The sequence below is a fragment of the Tunicatimonas pelagia genome, from assembly GCF_030506325.1.
Classification (GTDB): domain Bacteria; phylum Bacteroidota; class Bacteroidia; order Cytophagales; family Cyclobacteriaceae; genus Tunicatimonas; species Tunicatimonas pelagia.
The window spans coordinates 599,519-618,598 of sequence record NZ_CP120683.1; the positions used below are offsets into that span (position 1 = coordinate 599,519).

A 19,080-nucleotide genomic window follows, 5' to 3' on the forward strand; every position below is an offset into this window, starting at 1 on the left:
TAAAATTAGAGCCGGGTTTCTGGTTATTTATTACATCTTTTGTAGTTTTGCCGAAATTTAATATTGTAAAAAATTGATGGGTTCAGTTGAAAATAAATCAACCTATGATGTTTTTTCTGCCAGAAAGCGAACGTAAATCGTCGTTTTATGAATTTATTTACTGAAAAACTTGCAAGTCTGCCTTATTTCTCCGTTATTTCTTGTTTAAATTACTTTTATTATCAAAATAACTATACGTTTATTTAAATTTCTACTGACATGAAAAAATTATTTTTAGCATCTTTCTTCCTATGTGCGTTGTTTGTAAAGCCTGTGTTTGCCCAGGATGAAGTGACTAACGATGAGCTTTATAAATATGCAGTAGTCCAAGAAACACTTGCTCTATTTCAAACTGAGATATCAGCCCAAGTCAAAGAGTACATTGAGTCTCAACCTTCAGAAATTAAAAACCGCTACAATGAACTAGCCGGCGGAGAAGCTCCAGCTAATGACGCTGAAAAGACTTTCATTGATGCTGTAAATAATATGAAGAGCGAACGTACTTCAGAATTTACTGAGGCTTACCGAACTTTAATTAAGCGACTTCTGGGAAGTGAAGCATACAATGAAGTTAAGGGCGCAGTAAAGAGCGACAGTGATGTAAAGCAACGCTACGACACCCTTGTACAAGCTATGCGTGCGGCTAAAGATGAAGCTAGCGTTTCTGCTGGTCAGTAAAAGATTAAATAGAATTACTACGCTATACGCCTAGAGCCTCGCAATTGCGGGGCTTTTTTTTTGGAAATAGAGAGAACCGGAGACCGGAATTTAAAACCGACCTCTCTTGAGACCAAAGAGCTGATGAATAAATTTCTGAGCTCTTACAATCTTCAACTTTCTAAACCGCACGATAATCGCCCGTACTAGATGACAAATAAGTGAAATGGACTTCAGGACTGCTACTAAGAAAAAACAGTAAATCATGAACCGTTTACTGTAAGCTCAAATCAAAAAGTTGAAGAACTCAAACTTGTCGTTTAGCAGCTCGTAAGCAATACCTCGCTCCTGCATTCGCTTCAGTAAGGGGTCAAAATCTTCAGGGAATTGCAGTTCGATACCCACCAAGGCCGGCCCTTTTTCTCGGCTGGTCTTTTTAGTATATTCAAAATGCGTGATGTCGTCATTGGGCCCCATCACATCGGCTACAAACTCTTTAAGTGCCCCTGCTCGCTGTGGAAACTGAATAATAAAATAGTGTTTCAAGCCCCGAAATAGCAGTGCCTGCTCCTTTATTTCTTCCATCCGGGTAATATCGTTATTTCCGCCACTGACAATACACACTACGTTCTTGCCTTTAATCTCCTCTCGGTATTGCTCCAGCACTCCTACTGATAATGCTCCCGCTGGTTCTACCACAATGGCTTCTTCGTTGTAGAGCTTTAGAATAGTATCGCAGACTTGGCCTTCGGGCACCAACGCTACTTCATCTAATACCTCTCGGCAAATAGTGTACGTGAGCTCCCCTACTCGCTGCACGGCAGCTCCGTCTACAAACTTATTAATGGCAGGTAGTGTCACTAGCTCACCCTGCTCAAGCGAGGTTTTCATAGCCGGAGCTCCCTGAGGTTCAATACCAATGATCTTGGTGGCCGGACTGATCTGCTTAAAGTAGCTACCCACTCCGGCTGATAACCCTCCCCCACCGATGGGTAAAAACAAATAGTCAATCGGCTCGTGCGAGTCTAGCAATATTTCGTAACCAACGGTACCTTGACCTTCAACCACTTTTTTGTCATCGAAGGGTGGAATGAAGGGAGCTTTTTGCTGTTCACTAAATTTTAGCGCCTCGGCGCAAGCGTCATCAAAAGTATCGCCTACCAAAATGATTTCTACCGAATCTTTTCCAAACATTTTTACCTGCTTTACTTTCTGCTTAGGAGTGGGGTTAGGCATGTAGATGTACCCACGAATACCCAGTCGTTGACAGGCGTAAGCTACTCCTTGGGCATGGTTACCCGCACTGGCACAGACCACTCCGTTAGCCATCGCTTTTCGGGGCAGGCTAGCAATTTTGTTGTAAGCACCCCGAATTTTGTAGGAACGTACTACTTGTAAATCCTCTCGCTTCAGGTGAATATTAGCTTGGTACTGCTCGGACAGATTTAAGCTGGGCATGAACGGCGTATGCTGAACAATACCCTTAAGTCGGCGAGCCGCATTAATAATATCTTCAACCGGAACCATTGATTTTTGCACTATCGTATTCATTCTTCAAACCTTTACTGCTAAAACTCTTAAGCGTTTGTAATCGGCGCGCCACAGTGCTGAGCGAAGCGACTCTTGGGTTGCTTCTAACAAGTTATCTTGATGCTCAATATCTACATCAGCCAACCATCGCCCGGCAAACATTTTTGTCCAATGCTTAATCCCATCTTCGGCGAGAGAGGTATCTCGGTGAAAATAAGCAGTTTGTCTTACTTCAAATCCTTCTGACTCCAGTAAGCTACTGTACTCCCCTACTGACGGAAAAAACCACTGCTTATCGCTACTAATGGCTGAATAACCCAACTGCACTCGCTGCTGATTTAAAGCCGTAATGATCTGCGCGATATTTCCCCTTCCACCCAATTCTGCTACCAATCGTCCGCCATCTGGTTTTAGATGCTGGTAAATTTGCTTTAGCACGGTTCGAGCATCAAGTATCCAGTGCAATGTGGCGTTGGAAAAAATAGCGTCGAACTGAGGCAGATTACTGAGTTGAGTGGCGTTTTGTACCTGAAATAAACGCTCTGGATGCTGCCGTTGTGCCTGCTGGATCATTTCTTCCGACTGATCGATACCAATTACTTTAGCTCCTGATTGAGCAATTTGCTCAGTCAATTCTCCCGTACCACAGCCTAAATCAAGAATATCTTCGCCCGCTTGCGGATTTAGCCATTTAATAAGGTCAGCCCCAAATTGATAGACAAATGCGTGCTTTTGCTGATACAGGTTGGTGTTCCAACGGTAGGACATTGTTGAAATTGGCAGAACTGCTCTCGAGTTCATTCTAAGTGAAATTGGAGATATAAAATCCCCTTAACCCCCTTTTTCAAAGGGGGAAGGATTGAGACCTATTCTTAAGGACGTAGCTCGCGGACTTTGCTGCCGGCTTGCCACATTTCAGATTCTTTTAGCTCATCTAATTCTACCTGAAGTTTTTCTCGGTAGTCAGACTGACTGTTGCGCTCGATGGTGATACGGGCTTCATTGCCAGTTTCTACGCTTTCGTACAGATCATTGAAGACCGGTTTTACCGCATCGCGGAAGCGATCTTTCCAGTCTAACGCACCTCGCTGGGCAGTAGTAGAACAGTTGGCGTACATCCAGTCCATACCGTTTTCACCAACCAATCGGATCAGACTCTGAGTGAGCTCTTCTACTGTTTCGTTGAATGATTCGCTAGGAGAATGACCTTTGCTGCGTAGTAGATTGTACTGGGCTTCCATTACTCCGGCTAAAGCTCCCATTAGAATGCCCCGCTCACCGGTTAAATCACTGTACACTTCTTTCTGGAAGGTAGTCTCAAACAAGTAGCCTGAGCCGACTCCAATACCAACCGCTAGGATGCGCTCCTTCGCTTTTCCGGTTACATCTTGGAAAATAGCGTAGCTAGAGTTGATACCTTTTCCGTCTAAGAACAGTCGGCGTACACTGGTACCAGAACCCTTAGGAGCAACCAGCATTACATCTACATTATCCGGAGGAATAATGCTGGTTTCTTCGTGGAAGGTTACCCCAAAGCCGTGGGAAAATACGAGGGCTTTTCCATCGGTTAAGTATTTCTTCATAGTAGGCCAGACGGCGATTTGTCCGGCATCGGAAAGGAGGTTGCAAATGATAGTACCGCGCTCGCAAGCTTCTTCAATCGGAAATAGCGTTTCACCTTCCACCCAGCCGTCTTCAATGGCTTTCTGGTAGGTTTTTGAATCTTTTCGCTGACCGACAATCACGTTGAAACCATTGTCACGCATATTTAACCCTTGTGCTGGTCCTTGCACTCCGTAGCCAATTATTGCGATGGTTTCGTCTTTTAATGTTTCTAACGCTTTGGAGAGAGGATATTCTTCGCGGGTGATAACGCTTTCGTCTACACCACCAAAATTAATCGTTGCCATGTGTTTTTGTTTCGTTTAGTAGTTAAAATTAAATGGTTCTATTGCTCAATTGTTATTTGGTTTTAGGTGTTAGGAATTGGATTTTGGAAGTGACTTCAGTGTCTAACACCCAATGCCCAATCCCTAAAACCTAATCTTAATAGCTTACCCCTGCGCTGCGTTCGGGGTCTTTTAGTTCATGAAATTCTTCGTCGGAGTACCAACCTTCGGGACCGATGTTTTTAGCATATTGGCTAAAGCGATACTGGTCTTTGACCAAGGCGATTCGCCCCGACTTGACAAACTCGAGAATACCGTGTGGCTCCAGCAGATGCAGCATCGTTATGACATCCTCTTTTTTACCGGTTTTTTCAATGATAACATAATCGTCGGCCGAGTAGGCTACTCGCGCCTGATGACGGTGGGCAATTGCCATCACCTCTTCTCGCGCCTGGAGATTCTCGGTCGCCACTTTGTAGTAGGCAATTTGCCCGTAGAAGACCTGTTCATCTTCATTATGAAAGACAAATAGTACCCCAATGATTTTCCGGATCTGCTGGATAAGCTTCTGGATTTTATTCTCGTCGTAGTCAATTACAATGGTGAAGCGCGAAATTCCTTTTCGTTCGGTTTCGGAGACAGTGAGACTTTCAATATTAGTGCGACGACGCGAAAAGATAATGGTGATACGATTAAGTAACCCAAAATTATTTTCGGTAAATACGATGATTGTGTAACGTCTTTTCATAGTAATTTCAAATTAAAAAATTACAAATTAGTTGACTGATCCTTTAAAACCGGAATGTGTAAAGTCCTCTAGTTGGCCAATATACCAATCCATCATTTCCTCTTCTACCCTCTTTCTATTGATGGTTGTGTCAGCTAGCAGATCTTCATAAGTGATTTCTTTTATATCCAAACAATACTGCATCAACAGCCAACCGTGGTAGTAACTGCGAGGTGCAATAGTATCATCAGTAAAGGTAATACCCCACCCGTTCGGATCGGCTTTTTCCTGCTTAAGCTTCCGAGTTATGTTTTTAACTAAATCTTCCTGCTCAATAGCTTTTCTGGAAACATACTCAGCATAACCTTCCCATTTCCAATGAGGATACCCAGCGATGGGGTTAGATTTCCAAAGGCCAAATCTTAGAAACTGCAAACAGTGGGCAGCTTCGTGGGTCATTAATTGAGAGAAATTCCACTTGTAGCTACCCTTTACAACGGTATTAGCTTGATAGTTAGTCGTACCTTTCAAAGCCACTATATTATGAAATCCCCACCCGAAAGCTCTACCTCTTACTTTCTCCATCAATAGCGGATAATACGAACCATCGTCTAAGCAAAAATTTAACGTTGTATTCTTATGATATAAATCACTCTGCTCTATTGATGAAATAGCATCATTGAATGCTGAAAAGAAAGCACTATTGAGCGGCGCATTATGGTAGATAGTATGATTACCTACCACCGTTTTACTGGCGTACAAAATTGCTGGATTAAGTACGATGCCTACTAAAAATCCTGCTGAAAGCAGTCCGGTAGCCGAAATTCGCAAAACCCATTTCCTAATGGTCTGTTTCATCTTTCGCTTACTCTAATCGTATTTGGTCTACTCCGGCTCCGGAAGGTACCATCGGGAATACATTGGTTTCTTTTTCTACCATTACCTCCAACAAGTACGACTGCTCGGAGTTGATGAGTGTATCTAGTGAAGCGGATAAATCATCGGCGTGATTACACTGGTGCCCCTCAATTCCAAAACCCTTGGCAATGGTGATAAAATCAGGATTGGTTAGCTCTACGAAGGAGTAGCGATTATCGAAGAACAGCTCTTGCCATTGCCGCACCATACCCAGATAATTATTATTCATGATAATAATTTTTACAGGCTGTCCGCTTTGAGCAATGGTGCCTAGCTCCTGAATAGTCATTTGAAAACAACCATCACCAATAATAGCGTATACATCCCGGTCGGGCGCCCCCATTTTCGCGCCTAAGGCCGAAGGCAAAGCGTAGCCCATCGTGCCTAACCCTCCGGAAGTAAGCCAGCTATCGGTTTTATTAAATTTAGAGTAACGGGCTGAGGCCATCTGATGCTGCCCTACATCAGCGACAACCACTCCTTCCCCGTTGGTTTTTTCGGACAACATTCGCACCACTTCCCCCATCTTAATACACTCGCCCTCGGCGGTGAAATCATTCTGAATAACTTTTTGATATTCTTCCTCGTGGCACTTGGCAAATTCGTTAAGCCATGCTTCGTAGGCTTTTTCTTTTACATGAGATGTTAGCTCTACCAAAGCTGCCTTAGCATCGGCAATAATACCCACGGTGGCCGGTACGTTTTTGCTGATCTCAGCATGGTCAATATCGATATGAATTACCTTAGCTTGCTTGGCGTACCGCTCCAGATTTCCGGTTACCCGATCGTCAAAGCGCATTCCTACGGCGATAATTACATCGGCCTGATTGGTAAGAATATTAGGGCCGTAGTTGCCGTGCATACCCAGCATCCCTACGTACAGCGGATGTTCCGAAGGGAAAGCCGACAACCCGAGTAACGTACTAGCTACTGGAATACCCGATTTTTCTACGAAGGCCTTTAGCTCTTCCTGCGCTTCCGAAAGTAAGATTCCGTGGCCAGCGAACAAAAACGGACGTTCAGCATTGTTAAGTAGCTCAACAGCCTGAGCAATATCCCCTTCTCTGGGAGCTCTAGCGGGCTTGTACCCCTTAATTTGTTTGCGTTTTTCGTAAGTGAAAGGCGCGCTCATATCCTTCATTTGAGCATCTTTCGTAATATCAACCAGTACTGGACCCGGACGACCGGTACGAGCAATATAAAACGCTTTGGCAATGATATAGGGGATCTCATCCGGGTTAGCCACTTGGTAACACCACTTAGTGATAGGCATCGCCAAACTCATAACATCGGTCTCCTGAAAGGCATCCGTTCCTAGGTACGGTTCGGCTACTTGCCCGGTAATACAGACAATAGGTACTGAATCGAGCATAGCATCAGCGATTCCGGTTACTAAATTGGTTGCCCCCGGCCCGGAAGTTGCAAAGCAAACTCCCGGTTTCTTCGCCATTTGGGCGTATCCTTCCGCGGCATGAGTTGCTCCCTGTTCGTGGCGTACCAGCACATGATTCAGTTGCTCCCGGTAATGAAATAAGGCATCGTAAATCGGCATGATCGCCCCACCCGGATAACCGAAGATAGTATCTACTTCTTCTTCAATCAGGGAAAGTATTAACGCTTCCGAACCATTCACTACCTGATCGGTCTCCTTAATCAGAATATTTTCCGCTTCATGATCATGATGTAATGGATGATCATATAATTTCTTCGCTGCTTTTTCTGTCACTAATGCCATAACTAATTGAAAATTGAAAATGTAAAATTGAAAATTGTTAGTCGGCTAATTTGCGGGGTACCCCTTGCTGAATTAGGAATTACACCGTTTTTTCCACTATCAATTTTCCCTTGTCAATTACTAATTGTTTATCGTTTGTCAGTGACACATCCTTCAGAAGCTGATGCCACTAGTTTTAAATATTTGTAGAGTGTACCTGATGTTTCCGGTGGGGCAGGTTGCTGCCACTGGCTTTTTCGTTCGGCTAGTTCTTCGTTACTTAAGTGCACCCTGAGTTGATTATTTTCGGTATCAATCAGGATGGAATCTCCGTCTTGCAACAGTCCAATTGGCCCACCTTCGTAGGCTTCCGGGGTAATATGCCCCACTACGAAACCGTGTGTTCCACCGGAAAACCGTCCGTCAGTAATTAATGCTACTTTATTACCTAACCCGGCTCCCATAATAGCCGAAGTTGGTTTTAGCATTTCTCGCATACCTGGTCCGCCTTTAGGCCCTTCATAACGAATGACGATCACATCACCTTCCTGTACTTTCCGCTGATCAATTGCTTCGTTGGCAGCATCCTCACTATTAAAGACTCGTGCCGTACCTTCAAACGTTAGTCCTTCCTTCCCTGTAATTTTAGCTACTGAACCTTCGGGAGCCAGATTTCCGAACAGCATTTGTAAATGTCCCGTTTCTTTGATAGGCTGGCCTACGGGATAAATAATTTTCTGATCGCTAAACAAACCAGGTAGCTCTTCCAGGTTTTCAGCCACGGACTTTCCGGTTACGGTTAGACAGTCACCGTGGATATATCCTTCCTTCAACAGTAGTTTCATTACGGCCGGGATTCCGCCAACATTGTGCAGATCCTCCATCAGGTATTTACCACTGGGCTTCAGATCAGCGATATACGGGGTGCGATCACTTATCTCCTGAAAGTCTTTCAATGTAAGCTGAATGCCCACGCTTTTAGCGACCGCAATTAGATGTAGTACCGCATTGGTAGAACCACCCATCGCCATTATCAAGGTCATGGCATTGTCAAATGATTGACGAGTCAATATATCCGAAGGCTTCAGATCTTGTTCCAGCAGGTGCCGAATAGCCGAACCAACTTGCTTTAACTCTTCCTTTTTACTGGTACTTGTCGCCGGATTAGAAGAGCTGTAAGGCAAACTCATACCCATTGCCTCAATAGCCGATGCCATCGTATTAGCAGTATACATACCGCCACACGCTCCCGCGGTTGGGCACGATCGCTTTACTACTTCTTTGAAATCTTCGGGAGTAATATCACCGGTAATTTTCTTACCGTAAGCCTCAAAGGCTGAGACAATATTCAAATCCTCTCCCTGGTAATGTCCCGGGCTAATGGTGCCACCGTATACTAAAATCGCCGGACGGTTTAATCGCCCCATTGCCATCATGGCCCCCGGCATATTTTTGTCGCAGCCTACAACGGGTACTACGGCATCGTAGCACTGCGCCTGTACTACGGTCTCAATAGAATCAGCAATAATATCCCGGGAAGGGAGTGAATAACGCATACCCGGGGTGCCCATTGACATTCCGTCGCTTACTCCAATTGTATGGAAAACCAAACCAATCAGATCGTGCTGCTGGATGGATTCTTTGATACTTTGGGCAAAGCCGTTTAGGTGCATATTACAAGTGTTCCCCTCATAGCCGGTGCTGGCAATGCCCACCTGAGCTTTAGAAAAATCTTCATCTTTTAGCCCCACTCCGTAAAGCATAGCTTGAGCAGCGGGTAAGGATTCGTCTTGCGTAATGGTTGCGCTGTACTTATTAAGTTGGTTACTCATAATGCATAAAAAAAGCTTTTCCCAGGTGAGAAAAGCTTCGTAATTATAATATTATTCTACTCTCACCCCGTTGTTGGCGTAATAATGACTAGGACCACCACGATAATGACAATAGAAAAGATCATTAGCAAATTGAATTTGAGTCTTAAACATACTGAGTATTTGTGATTATTACAAAGATTTATCAGTTTGTTTATGCATTTACACTATTGCTGGCGTAAACCAGCGTGGCAATTTTATCACCTACTTCCTTAGTTGAAAGCGGGTTATCGTGATTAATATCTTCGGTTACCTCACCATCATCCAGCACTTGCTGCACCGCCGCTTTAATAGCGTTACTTTCTTCTACCATATCGAAGGCGTAATTTAGCATCATTGCTGCCGAAAGTATTGCTCCGATGGGGTTTGCTCGTAGCTGCCCCGCCACTTCGGGGTATGATCCGTGGATAGGCTCAAACAAAGCTACCTTTTCGCCCATTGAGGCCGAGGGCAGCATACCTAGCGATCCGGTAATAACCGATGCTGCATCAGTTAGAATATCCCCGAACATATTTTCGGTAAGCACTACATCAAATACACTGGGGTTCTGAATAAGCTTCATCGCCGCATTATCAATATACATGTAGTCTAGTTTGACCTCTGGAAAATCTTGACTGTATTCCCGCACCGTTTCTCTCCACAAACGAGAAGTGGCTAACACATTGGCTTTATCTACCAACGTCACTTTCTTCTTACGCTTCATGGCTGCTTCAAAAGCTAATTTACTGATACGGCGGATTTCTTCCTTGCTGTATATGCAGGTATCAAAAGCAACATCACCACTTTCATTACGTCCTCGAGGCTCACCAAAATAAATTCCACTGGTTAGCTCCCGAAACACTACAAAGTCGACGCCTTCTATAATATTGGCCTTCAGCGGTGAAATTTCACTAATGGCTGGGTAGCTTTTAATAGGGCGTACGTTGCTGTACAACCCCAATTTTTTTCGCATTGCCAGCAGCCCTTGCTCCGGCCGTACTTTGGCGTTGGGATCATTATCGTACTTGGGATGACCAATAGCCCCGAAGAGTATAGCATCTGCTTTCAGGCAAAGCTTCTCCGTCTCTTTCGGAAAAGGATTACCGGTTTCGTCAATGGCTGCAGCTCCTACCAAGCCTTCTTCGTAGGTGAACTCATGATCAAACGCTCGCTCTATGGCTCGCAATACCTTTAGGGCTTGTTTGGTTACTTCCGGCCCGATTCCATCTCCGGCTAGTACTGCTATTTTCTTTTGCATGCTTTTGTTTTTTCGTTCAGTTAAGGGCGTAAATATAGAGGTTAGACTGAATAAAGTGTTTGCGCTTCAAATTTTTCTATTTTTTCTCGCTGGCTTAATAGATAGTCTATATCGTCGTAGCCATTTTCCAGACAGTATTTTTTATACGGATTAATATCGAACGATTCAGAATCTTCCGTATCCAATAGGGTGATACGTTGGTCGGTCAGGTCAATACGCAGCTCAGTATCAGCTTCTGTTTCGTACTGGTTGAATATTTTTTGTAGAAAGCCTTCGCTTACCTGCACCGGAAGCAGTCCGTTGTTCAACGCATTATTTTTAAAAATATCGGCAAAGAAGCTAGAAACTACTGCTTTAAACCCGTGATCGTAAATGGCCCAGGCAGCGTGCTCTCGACTAGAACCACTTCCGAAGTTCTTGCCTGCTACCAGTATTTCGCCCCTCACATTAGGATCGTTCAATATAAAACCATCTTTGGGGGTACCCTGCTCATCGTACCGCCAATCACGAAACAAATTATCGCCGAAGCCTTCCCGAGTCGTTGCTTTCAGAAAGCGAGCCGGAATAATTTGGTCGGTATCTACGTTCTGCATTGGTAGCGGAACAATAGTAGAAGTGAGTGTTTTGAATTTATCCATTTTTTCTTGTTAGGACGCAACATTTTGCGTCTGTGCATTATATCTTAGTAGCGATAATAATTCCAGTTGACCAATTCATTTTGGTCAGATATAGATCTTCTCTGTTCTCAAGATAATCAGTTAAGGTTTCTGCCTTTTGCTGATGTCCTTCTGGCCAGTTGGACTGAAACATCATATCATCAATCACGTAAAATCCACCTAACTTTAGCAGATTGAGCGTTTCATCGATCGCACTATATTTTCCTGGCCATGAATCCGCAAAGATCACATCGAATTTTCCGCCTTCGTACTGTTTAATCCACTGCTTACCATCAGCGCAAACTAACTGAACTCGGTTATATCCTACAAAAGCTTCGGAAGCAACCTCTATTAGCTCTGGATTATTATCAATTGAGATAACTTCCGACCGAGCATTCATGCCATCTAAAATCCAGGATAGAGCTAAGCCCGTTCCGGTGCCTATCTCTAAGAAGCGTCCATTTGGTTTGGAAGCAACCAGTGTCCTTAATAGAGAGCCAACTGACTGGTCAGAAGGCATATCAAATTCTACCTTTTTTGTTCGCTCTTCTATTTCTGAATAGAGGTGAGGAATACGTGAAGCAATTGAACCGTTCATCATCAAACTAATTCTGACTCAGTTAGCAACTCTCTAACATCTGTGATATATCCGTTGATGGCCGTAGCTGCCGCGGTCAGTGGACTGGCTAGAAAAGTTCGCGCACCGGGTCCCTGCCTACCTTCAAAATTGCGGTTGGATGTGGAAACACAGTATTCACCCTTAGGCACTTTGTCTTCGTTCATACCGAGGCAAGCAGAGCAGCCAGGTTGGCGCAACTCAAACCCAGCCTCCTCGAAAATTTTATCCAATCCCTCTTGGCGGGCTTGTTGCTCAACTTGTTTTGAACCAGGAATAATCATGGCGTTGACGTGAGCAGCTTTTTGTTGTCCTTTCACCAAATCAGCTACTTTCCGTAAATCTTCAATGCGGGAGTTGGTACAACTTCCGATAAATACGTAATTCACTTTTTTACCTAGTAATGATTGTCCAGGCTCTAAAGCCATGTAGTCCAGCGATTTAGCAAATGAGTTTTGCTCGGCTTCCGGTATATCCTCCATAGCAGGTACGCTATCGGTAATTTTAATACCCATTCCTGGATTAGTGCCGTAGGTAATAAACGGAGTAATATCAGTCGCATCAAATGTTAGCACTTCATCATATTCGGCATCAGGGTCGCTCGGTAACGTTCGCCAGTAGTCTACCATCCGATCAAACTCTTCGCCCTTAGGGGCAAACTCTCGGCCTCGGATATAATCGAAGGTAGTTTCATCGGGAGCGATCATGCCACCGCGAGCCCCCATCTCGATGCTCATATTGCAAATCGTCATTCGAGCTTCCATAGAAAGACTCCGAATAGCCGACCCAGCAAACTCTACAAAATAGCCCGTACCTCCGCTAGCGGTGATCTGAGCGATGATGTATAAGACAATATCCTTAGAAGATACCCCTTCACCCAGTTCACCATTCACCTCAATCTTCATTTTTTTGGGCTTGGTCTGTAAGATACACTGAGTAGCCAGCACTTGTTCTACTTCACTGGTACCAATGCCAAATGCTACTGAGCCAAACGCTCCGTGGGTAGAAGTATGACTATCGCCACACACAATAGTCATTCCTGGCAAGGTAATCCCCAGCTCGGGTCCAATTACGTGAACAATGCCTTGAAACGGATGACCTAACCCATATAGTTCAACCCCAAACTTTTCGCAATTCTCAGTCAGTTTATTTACCTGAGTCCGTGAAAGAGCCTCTTGAATCGGCAGATGCTGATCTTTGGTCGGCACATTATGGTCAGCAGTAGCAATCGTTTGTTTAGGGCGAGCCACCCCGATTCCGCGTTGGGCTAGTCCATTAAATGCCTGGGGGCTGGTCACTTCGTGAATAAAATGGCGATCGATATACAGCACATCAGGACCATTTTCAATACTACTCACTACATGAGCATCCCAGATTTTATCAAATAACGTTTTTCCTAACATGAATTCTAATGAGTGGTGATTAGGGATTGATGATTAATGAATAGTAAACTTCATTAATCATCAATCATTAGTCATTGAGTTACTAAGTCTTCCATCATATTCTTCAGCGCGGAATCAGACACTTCTTTTTCGCGATCGGCTAGTTCTAAAAATTGCTGGTAAACATCATTGACATCTTCTTTGTCTACTTCGTAGCCTAACTCCCGAAGTTTATATAGCAAAGCATGACGACCACTGCGGGCGGTGAGTACAATCGCCGAACCTTCGGCTCCTACCGTAGCCGGATCAATAATCTCAAAGTTCTCCCGCATCTTAATAATACCATCTTGGTGAATACCGGAGGAGTGGGCAAACGCATTTGCCCCAACAATAGCTTTATTCGCTTGTACGGTGAGGTGCATGGTCGATGATACCATTTGGCTGGTAGGCACTAGCTCTTTGGTATTAATTCCAGTCTCGAAACGATCCTTATAACGACTGTTAATAATCATGACTACCTCTTCTAGTGAGCAGTTCCCAGCCCGCTCGCCTACCCCATTTAGCGTACATTCAATCTGTCGGGCACCATTAACCACTCCCGCAATGGCATTGGCAGTAGCCAATCCGAGATCGTCGTGGGTGTGCATACTCATCACCACTTCATCTTTGAACGCCGGAATCTCCTCTACCATCCGCTTGCACATCGCGCCCCATTCTTCAGGAATTGCGTAGCCCACCGTATCGGGTAGATTGATGGTAGTAGCTCCGGCATCAATAGCTACTTTGGTGAATTTAATAAGATAATCAATATCCGCCCGGGAGGCATCCATCGGCGAGAACTCTACGTTATCGCAGTATTTTTTCGCCCGGCTTACGGCATGGTCTACCATCTTCAGCACTTCGTCGCGGGTCTTCCGCATCTGGTGCTCAATATGAATATCCGATACGGAGATGAAGGTATGAATACGCGGATTCGCCGCATTTTCTACTGCCCGAGCAGCAGTATCAATATCGGCATCTAACCCTCGGGCTAGCGCGCAAACCGTAGATCTTTTCAGGCTTTCGGCGATGGTTTTTACGGCATTAAAATCTTGGGGCGATGATATAGGGAACCCCGCTTCAATAATGTCAACTCCTAACTTTTCCAGTTGCTGAGCTAAGACCAGCTTCTCTTCCGGGTTTAACTTAGCTCCGGGCACCTGCTCGCCGTCGCGTAATGTAGTGTCAAATATGTAAATCCGTTGCTTCATAACAAGGAACCTAGATTTTTTAGTACTGAGGATGTAAAAATGTATAGCTAGAATTTATAATTCAACAAAAAAAAAGCAACTATTACGACCGCTATTTTTATATTTATTTCTTTATTCATTCTTAAAACGTAAAAATATAGCTTTTTACAGAAAATAACTACGATGGCTAAGCCTAGATCAACCGATTTACAAATATTATTAGCGTCGCTGAGCAAAGGAGAGAAACGATACGTTACCTTAGAATTACAGAAGCTAGGTGATAACCTCAAAATACAATCCTTGTTTGAGGCGTATACCACGCACCACCTTAGCAATGAGGATGAGATTTTAGCGATTTACCCCCATATTAAGCCGGAGCAATTCTCTAATTTAAAAGCTCATCTCTATCATCGAACGCTGCAATTTCTGCGCGATTTTCACCTCTCGCACAGTAAAGATATTCAGCTACGCGAGTGCATTGATCATGCTCAACTCTTACTAAATCGGGGACTGCACCAGCAGTGTACCAAGGCCCTAGCCAAAGCCAAACGGCTAGCTTCTCAAAACGACAACCTAGAACTCAACCTAGAGATACTTAAACTGCAAAAGCAGGTTTTTGCTCAGGGTATTGGAGCTGAAAGTCAGCAAAAGGTGAATGATATTATTCAGGAAGCACAGGATATTACCCAAAAGATTAGCAATATCAATTTACTGTCCAACATTCAGGTACGGCTAAACCACTGGTACGTAAAAAAGGGATTCGTTCGCCAAGAGACGTACTCAGCCGAGATAGATCAGTATATTCAAGAGCATCTGCCAACTCTCGACGAAGAATCGCTATCGTTTCACGAACGGCTACAGTTATACGAAGTGTACGTAACCTACTACCTGTTCACCCAGAATTTTACGGATGCGTTTCGCTACGCGCAACGTTGGGCCAATTTGTTTGAGGAACAACCGGAGTTTATTCCGTTGCAGCCGATGGCGTATATCCGGGGGCTACACAAGCTGATGATTACCCAACAGCGACTGTATCGCTATCAAGAGTTTTTGGAGACTATGCAACGGCTTCGAGAGGTAGACCAAATCCCCAGCCTTAAACTGAATGAAAACCTGCGGGCTATGCTTTTCAAGTATACTACTATTCACGAGCTGAATGCCTACTTTCTTACGGGTAGTTTTCGGGAGGGGACAGAACTAGTAGCTCGTAAGGCTCAGGAGCTAAATCAGTTTGTAGATCAGCTAGGGAAGCACGCTACCATTACCTTCTATTACAAGATTGCTTGTATGTACTTTGGGGCGAGCGAGTACCGAAAAGCATCGTTTTGGCTTCAGAAAATTATTAATGAACAACAAATAAATCTACGAGAAGACATTCACTGTTTTGCCCGAATACTCAACCTCATTAGTCACTACGAGCAAGGAAACACCGACCTGATTGAGTATTTGATTAAATCAACCTATCGCTTTCTATTGCTTAGGGATGACTTGCACCAGTACCAAACGTATATTCTGAGCTTTCTGAAAAACCTCTCATCTGGAACTACCGAACCTGAACTCATCAAACGATTTGATACGCTTCATCAGCAATTACTTACACTAATTAATAGCCCTTATGAGAAGCGAGCATTTATCTATTTCGATATTATCTCCTGGCTAGAGAGTAAAACCAGTAAACGCAGCGTAGAAGAGGTGATTCAGGAAAAAGCGTACCGCCGAATGCACGCCATGAAGCCAGAACCCGCTCTGAACCTATCGTAGAAACAAGAAGGAACGGATTGAACTACGCCACCTGATTTATACTAAATCTAAGATTAACAGTAAAATACCAACTACCAACAGTATAGTTCCTAAAATAGTACCTACTGACCCCGGAACGACCAACAACAGTATCAATCCGATTGCTGCGAAGATCAACCCTAATCGGCCATTGCTAGAAAGATTCTCTTTTTGTACTTCCTGAGGAGCGGTGCGTATTTCTCGAGTAAGCTGCTTTAGTTCTTGACGAAAGGCTTTTTTCTCAGCTCGCTGCTGCCGACGCACTTCTCTTTTTTCCTGTGCGGTAGATGCCTGATCTAACGCAGCTTGAGTTTCTTCAATTTGTTTTTGGTGGTGTTGTAGATTAGTAATTTTCTGCTCAAGTGCCTCCTTACGTTCGGTAGCAGATACTTCCTTCATCGGAACTTTCTCTACCGAAGCGATGACTTGCTGGGTTTCGGGAGAAACTTCTTTTTGAGGCACAGCTTTGGGAGTGGCTTTAAAATAATAGGAATTACCGTAGGCAATTTTACTACTCTGGCAACTACTAAACAGCCCAACGGCCAGACAGGCTATTGCCAAAATTAATGTACTAATCTTAGAAGTCATGGAATTCAAACTTTGTGGTGGAAATATTCTGAAAAGATCAAGCTTTCAGCCTGAATTCCCAATCGCTTAATAGACCAAAACTTACATATTCTAAGCAGTAGCCCTTTGGCCGTATTAATGAAGAGTGTTTAATGTAGAAGGTAGCTTAAAAGGTTCTCCTTTCGACTGCTTTAGCTGTTGCTTCAGTTGTTGACGAACGGCGTAGTACTGTTGCGCCCGATTACCCAAAAGTTGTCGGAACTGTACGAACCCTAATAGTGGAGCTGCCAACCAAGCATCCGGTAGTGATGTTGAGGGCAGGTCAAGAATATCAGCAATGGTATCACCCAACAGGAAGCGCATGTAACGAGCTGCAATTTCCTTCCCGTCAAAGGCAGTATTGTTAGGTACTACGGTTAACAACGATTTGGTCAATTCTTGTCCAGCTTTGCTGGGCGCGTGCTGACGTTCCGAAATCTTTTTCAGTAGCCAGAAAGCCTCTTTAGTAGTATCAGGCAGTAGCGGTTCATCTACTCCCATCGTATAATTTGCCACATTCCATAAGTGGATATAAGCGTGAGCTTCTTCTTGCGACACTTCTATTCCGATTTTTCGTAACCCGCGAATGGGCAGCACCGAAAATGACAGGTTAGTTCCCGCCATATCTTCCTGATTAACTGGTTGACCCCAGGCTTCATTCCAATCGTTTTTTTGCTGAATGTGGTAGCGGATAGTCGCATGGACTAGGCGAACCTTCTGAGCACTACATATAGCTTTTCCCTGCGGGCTGAACCCATTTTTTTCCCCTACGTCCAGCACATACTGCCCAGTTTCAGCCAAACGCTTCGCCGGATTCTTACGAAGCCGCTCCGACCGATAGAGCACTTGTGCCCCATCAGCAGAGGCATAATCGAACGGTAGCGAGAGCAGCCCCAGCATTAGCAGTAAATCAGAAATATGCTTCTCCAAAAACTGCTGTCCCCGCTGCATGAGCTTGAAATCGACCCACTCCGGAAGCTGCCGCGTAGTTTCCAGAAAATACACTACCGAATCAGGGAGTCCAGTGGGTAGTTGGTAATTATTAACTGTGAGAGATTGGATGATACTGTGGTACTGCTTGGCCTGCTTATTACGCATAAGATCCGCTACTGCCTCATCAGCAATGGGGTCAGTACGTAAACGCATCTCATCTAAAAACTGATCGTTATATAAAGTAATCTTACTCATTATCCGGTATTTGTTCTATAACAAGCGTAAGCAGCGTTAGTTTACTCAAACCACCGAGGGGAAGGGTGTTTGGGTGTTCGGAATTACATGAATACCTGAATACTTAAAATACTATTTCAAACTTCGCAGGTACTCGCTGCTTTTCTTGATGTCGCCTAACGGATTATCGGAAGCATCTTGCTCTACAAACACATGCTTTATCTGGGCTTCCTGAGCAGCTTGAAGAATTTCTGTAAAATTGAGCACTCCGCTACCTACTGGTTGGAAACTTTCGGGGGGCATAGTAATGGCCCGGTACGTTTGAGGGGCATTCTCTTTTTTGTCTTTTAAGTGCAGCAATTCAATGCGGTTAGCATATTTCCGAATATACTCAGCCGGATTGTGCCCAGCTACCGATACCCAAAATACGTCTAGCTCAAAGCAGACTAGTGCAGGATCGGTTTCTGACATCAGTACTTCCATGGGCGAGCTACCGTCCATCGGTTGGAGTTCAAACGAATGGTTATGGTACCCTAACTGAATACCTACTTTCTTACAAAGCTCACCAGTTTGGTTTAGCTGCTCAGCCAGTGTTTTGTAAGCGTCTATTCCACCGCGCTCTCCCGGATAAAGAAACGGGAAAATAAAATAAGACACCTCATATTCAGCCGCTTGATCTATTGCCACCTGTAGCGTGTAGTTAGCGGGAGGACGGCGTACTCCAGTGGCTTCTAAAAGCTCCCAGTTTCCGGTTAATAGCGGAGACAAAAAATGAGTACTATTGATGGCGATCCCCAAGCTTTTCAATACCGAGTGTAGCTGAGGAAGCAATTGACCATCAAACAGTTCTACCTGTTGATAGCCCGCGTTCCGAATAGCTTGCATTGTTTCCTGAGGTTTTTCTACCAGCACATCCCGAACTGTATATAACTGTAACCCCAGTTGGTCAATAAAACCATCAGTGGTGTGAAATACACTGTTGATTGGCAGTACCGAGGTAGCTGCCAGAAAACTTGCTTGTTTTAAAAAATCTCGTCGGGTGGTAAACTCTTGCATAGCATCT

Annotated in this window: 17 protein-coding genes; 2 read left to right on the forward strand and 15 right to left on the reverse strand. The window is 44.3% G+C overall.

What is annotated here, in order from left to right; translation table 11 throughout:
• Positions 1–258 precede the first annotated feature (258 nt).
• Positions 259–717, forward strand: a complete 459-nt coding sequence (locus P0M28_RS02410; protein WP_302207839.1) for a hypothetical protein — start codon at positions 259–261, stop codon at positions 715–717.
• A 264-nt stretch (positions 718–981) separates the two neighbouring features.
• Here the strand turns inward: P0M28_RS02410 and ilvA are convergent, their stop codons facing one another.
• From ilvA to P0M28_RS02470, 12 genes are all read right to left on the reverse strand, one after another.
• Positions 982–2,247 (reverse strand): threonine ammonia-lyase, encoded by a 1,266-nt coding sequence (gene ilvA, locus P0M28_RS02415; RefSeq protein WP_302207840.1) that lies wholly within the window; start codon positions 2,245–2,247, stop codon positions 982–984.
• 3 nt (positions 2,248–2,250) lie between these two features.
• Entirely contained in the window at positions 2,251–2,994 is a 744-nt protein-coding gene (locus P0M28_RS02420; protein ID WP_302207841.1) for a class I SAM-dependent methyltransferase, read from the reverse strand.
• Between the two features lie 104 nt (positions 2,995–3,098).
• Complete coding sequence (gene ilvC / locus P0M28_RS02425; protein ID WP_302207842.1) at positions 3,099–4,136, reverse strand: ketol-acid reductoisomerase; 1,038 nt, start codon at positions 4,134–4,136, stop codon at positions 3,099–3,101.
• A 136-nt stretch (positions 4,137–4,272) separates the two neighbouring features.
• The gene (gene ilvN, locus P0M28_RS02430; RefSeq protein ID WP_302207843.1) at positions 4,273–4,863 is read right to left on the reverse strand and encodes an acetolactate synthase small subunit; all 591 of its coding nucleotides are present in this window, start codon (positions 4,861–4,863) and stop codon (positions 4,273–4,275) included.
• 27 nt (positions 4,864–4,890) lie between these two features.
• Positions 4,891–5,700: a hypothetical protein gene (locus P0M28_RS02435; RefSeq protein WP_302207844.1), complete on the reverse strand. Its 810-nt coding sequence runs from the start codon at positions 5,698–5,700 to the stop codon at positions 4,891–4,893.
• A 7-nt stretch (positions 5,701–5,707) separates the two neighbouring features.
• On the reverse strand, positions 5,708–7,495 hold the full coding sequence (gene ilvB / locus P0M28_RS02440) for a biosynthetic-type acetolactate synthase large subunit (RefSeq protein ID WP_302207845.1): 1,788 nt from the start codon (positions 7,493–7,495) through the stop codon (positions 5,708–5,710).
• A 128-nt stretch (positions 7,496–7,623) separates the two neighbouring features.
• Positions 7,624–9,306 carry a dihydroxy-acid dehydratase gene (gene ilvD, locus P0M28_RS02445; protein WP_302207846.1) on the reverse strand — a complete coding sequence of 561 codons (1,683 nt, stop codon included), beginning with the start codon at positions 9,304–9,306 and terminating at the stop codon, positions 7,624–7,626.
• Positions 9,307–9,499: 193 nt separating this feature from the next.
• Positions 9,500–10,582: a 3-isopropylmalate dehydrogenase gene (leuB, locus tag P0M28_RS02450; protein WP_302207847.1), complete on the reverse strand. Its 1,083-nt coding sequence runs from the start codon at positions 10,580–10,582 to the stop codon at positions 9,500–9,502.
• 41 nt (positions 10,583–10,623) lie between these two features.
• Complete coding sequence (leuD, locus tag P0M28_RS02455) at positions 10,624–11,220, reverse strand: 3-isopropylmalate dehydratase small subunit (RefSeq protein WP_302207848.1); 597 nt, start codon at positions 11,218–11,220, stop codon at positions 10,624–10,626.
• Positions 11,221–11,257: 37 nt separating this feature from the next.
• Positions 11,258–11,839 (reverse strand): O-methyltransferase, encoded by a 582-nt coding sequence (locus P0M28_RS02460; RefSeq protein ID WP_367281892.1) that lies wholly within the window; start codon positions 11,837–11,839, stop codon positions 11,258–11,260.
• The gene (gene leuC / locus P0M28_RS02465) at positions 11,839–13,257 is read right to left on the reverse strand and encodes a 3-isopropylmalate dehydratase large subunit (RefSeq protein ID WP_302207849.1); all 1,419 of its coding nucleotides are present in this window, start codon (positions 13,255–13,257) and stop codon (positions 11,839–11,841) included. Before leuC ends, P0M28_RS02460 begins: the two co-directional genes overlap by 1 nt.
• Before the next feature lie 71 nt (positions 13,258–13,328).
• Complete coding sequence (locus P0M28_RS02470; RefSeq protein WP_302207850.1) at positions 13,329–14,486, reverse strand: 2-isopropylmalate synthase; 1,158 nt, start codon at positions 14,484–14,486, stop codon at positions 13,329–13,331.
• Positions 14,487–14,648: 162 nt separating this feature from the next.
• Between P0M28_RS02470 and P0M28_RS02475 the strand changes: the two genes are divergently transcribed.
• On the forward strand, positions 14,649–16,226 hold the full coding sequence (locus tag P0M28_RS02475) for a hypothetical protein (protein ID WP_302207851.1): 1,578 nt from the start codon (positions 14,649–14,651) through the stop codon (positions 16,224–16,226).
• 36 nt (positions 16,227–16,262) lie between these two features.
• On the opposite strand, the gene P0M28_RS02480 is transcribed toward P0M28_RS02475, so the two are convergent.
• The 3 genes from P0M28_RS02480 to P0M28_RS02490 all read right to left on the reverse strand — a co-directional run bounded on the left by P0M28_RS02480 (position 16,263) and on the right by P0M28_RS02490 (position 19,073).
• Positions 16,263–16,832: a hypothetical protein gene (locus P0M28_RS02480; RefSeq protein WP_302207852.1), complete on the reverse strand. Its 570-nt coding sequence runs from the start codon at positions 16,830–16,832 to the stop codon at positions 16,263–16,265.
• Positions 16,833–16,946: 114 nt separating this feature from the next.
• Positions 16,947–18,038, reverse strand: coding sequence for an oxygenase MpaB family protein (locus P0M28_RS02485; RefSeq protein WP_302207853.1), 1,092 nt, complete (start codon positions 18,036–18,038; stop codon positions 16,947–16,949).
• 111 nt (positions 18,039–18,149) lie between these two features.
• The gene (locus P0M28_RS02490) at positions 18,150–19,073 is read right to left on the reverse strand and encodes a sugar phosphate isomerase/epimerase family protein (protein ID WP_302207854.1); all 924 of its coding nucleotides are present in this window, start codon (positions 19,071–19,073) and stop codon (positions 18,150–18,152) included.
• Between the last annotated feature and the right edge of the window lie 7 nt (positions 19,074–19,080).